Genomic DNA, 2161 nt, shown 5'->3' with positions numbered 1-2161 from the left:
CCATTGCAAGCATACCTTTCCTTTCCATCTCTCAAAGACCCCAAAGCAACAACTCATACGGCTGAAATTATTACTTGGGCAGATTACGATGAGTTTGTCAAGTGGCGAGAACAGCCTTGGTTGCATCGAGACCGAGATTACCAAACTCTCAAGCAAGGTATTAGTCAGGCGTTGATAGATTTAGTCGATCGGCATTATCCTGGATTTGCTAATTTAGTCGAATACTGCGAAGTTTCTACTCCTATTACGAACGAACATTTTACCGCACATCCCCAAGGCGGAATTTACGGAATTGCTGCGGTGACAGAACGTTTCCAAGCCGAAAATGCAGCGTGGATGAAAGCAAAAACCCCTTTAGAAGGGTTATATCTTACTGGCGCGGATTTAGTAGGAGGAGGTATTGTACCAGCGACGATCGCAGGAGCTATAACGATCGCTCATATTCCCGGTGGAATTCCGCTTGCTCAAACATTTACTACAGCTGCTAAATTTGGCAAGCATGAAGTAACTGCACAACCGCTGTTAGTATCAAATCGCGTTCATTAATTACAGTTGGATGAAACAGGGAAAAATTTAAGAGTTTCCAGTCCGCTCCCCTGTCGATATTTTTCGATTTGGCTCTTAGCCGAAAGCAAAAAATTTAACATCGTCACTAATTTCGTAACTAGGCGAATATAGCAAAAGCTGTTGTCAGTAGGGGCGAAGCATTTAGCAATAACTCTTTTGGCAAGAGCGAAAAATTATCGCCCAAATGCGAAAGCCCCTCCCTATCTCCTAGTTTCTCGCCCCTAGTCCCTGGCTATATTTGTTTACAAGCGGAGATTGTTTCAAATAAAGCCTTAACAGGCGCAGCCAGCGCAACCAAACTTTAGCAGGTTCCTCAAAGAAGGTAAAAATATCACCGTAAGCCTGGTTAGTTTTTTGATGGTGTATCCAATGCCTTTCTGGAGTTGTGATAAAGATTACTTTGCACAAAATAGTCACTAGCTTGGGAGTTTTTGCTCCCAAGCTAGTTATATGTCTCCACCAAACGTGAAATTGACCGAAAAGCAGTCCGCCAATTACACCTATAGGAGAAAAAGGCCACAGTACTACTGCCACTATCAGGTAAGGCAATGCACCCAGGATTCCATCTAAAAGAACCAGCGGATTAAATGTCAAGATAGCGTAATGACGGAAGTTTTTTTTCCAGGAATGGTGAGTTGTTACGTGGAGAGTACCAAAAATGTGTTCGGGTATGTGGTAAAAAAAGGTAGAAAGGAAGTCACCCAAAAACAGTAATAACCAAGCTACACAGATTGCTTCAAGCATTTTTACTTCTCAAATTCAATCAAACGTTAAAATCATACTTACTTTTGTTAAACTAAACCTTAAGAAAATATTAATATTTAATTAATTATTGAACATTTCAACTACTCTAATTGCTCATATGGCTTGAGCTAGTCCCATTTCTCCAAAAATGCCATCGATATCAACGAGATCGATCGGCCATTAAACTTATCGATTCCCACTCTAAAAGGAGTATGAAACTATGTTTGATTACAGCTTAGAACATCTCTTTTCTTACACCATAATTCTGAAAAACCCGATTGAGTTTATTTGTCAGCAATCGGTAATTTGTTGAAAATTACCTTATTTGAGTGCAATTACAGGCTCTAGCAATGCCATAATAGTTTTCTGCAATCCTATCTGGTAATCGATTTTAATGACTACGCCCATACAAGTTCTAGTTACTGGTGCAACAGGACGTACAGGTTCGCTCGTTTTCCAGAAATTACAGCAACGTCCCCAGCAGTTTATAGTGCGGGGATTTGCTCGTTCCAGCGATAAAGTTCGGCAATTATTCGGCACAAGCGATAACTTTTTCTACGGTGATATCCGCGACTCAAACACTCTGATCGAAGCGCTAGAAGGTTGTTCTGCGTTGGTCATTCTCACCAGTGCTATTCCCCAGGTGAAAGGAATCCCACAACCGGGTCAGCGTCCTGAGTTTACCTTTCCTGATGATGAAATGCCACAAGTAATCGATTATCAGGGTCAGGTTAATCAAATCGATGCTGCAAAAGCTTCTGGAATCGATCGTATAGTTTTGGTCGGTTCAATGGGCGGCACTAATGAAAAGCATCCTCTTAACAGTATCGGCAATGGCAACATCTTGATT

Annotated in this window: 3 protein-coding genes; 2 read left to right on the top strand and 1 reads right to left on the bottom strand. The window is 41.4% G+C overall.

Annotation, left to right across the window (positions count from 1 at the left end; all coding sequences use genetic code 11):
• The coding region (locus H6S82_RS30350) for a hypothetical protein (RefSeq protein WP_199317997.1) at positions 1-546 on the top strand (546 nt) is incomplete at its 5' end.
• 228 nt (positions 547-774) lie between these two features.
• Here H6S82_RS30350 and H6S82_RS30345 read toward each other — a convergent pair.
• Positions 775-1311, bottom strand: coding sequence for a sterol desaturase family protein (locus H6S82_RS30345; protein WP_190475385.1), 537 nt, complete (start codon positions 1309-1311; stop codon positions 775-777).
• Between the two features lie 394 nt (positions 1312-1705).
• Between H6S82_RS30345 and H6S82_RS30340 the strand changes: the two genes are divergently transcribed.
• Positions 1706-2161, top strand: a 456-nt coding sequence (locus tag H6S82_RS30340) for an NAD(P)H-binding protein (protein ID WP_191057257.1), incomplete at its 3' end; no start/stop codon positions are given.

The organism is Planktothrix sp. FACHB-1355, from assembly GCF_014748295.1.
Taxonomy (GTDB): domain Bacteria; phylum Cyanobacteriota; class Cyanobacteriia; order Cyanobacteriales; family Aerosakkonemataceae; genus Aerosakkonema; species Aerosakkonema funiforme_A.
The sequence above is the reverse complement of the archived record's forward strand: the minus strand, read 5'-3'. Positions and strand labels throughout refer to the sequence as shown.

What these genes read in the sequence shown, in the direction of transcription:
- H6S82_RS30345 (WP_190475385.1), bottom strand. Translation starts at nt 1,311, where the DNA reads ATGCTTGAAGCAATCTGTGTAGCTTGGTTATTACTGTTTTTGGGTGAC.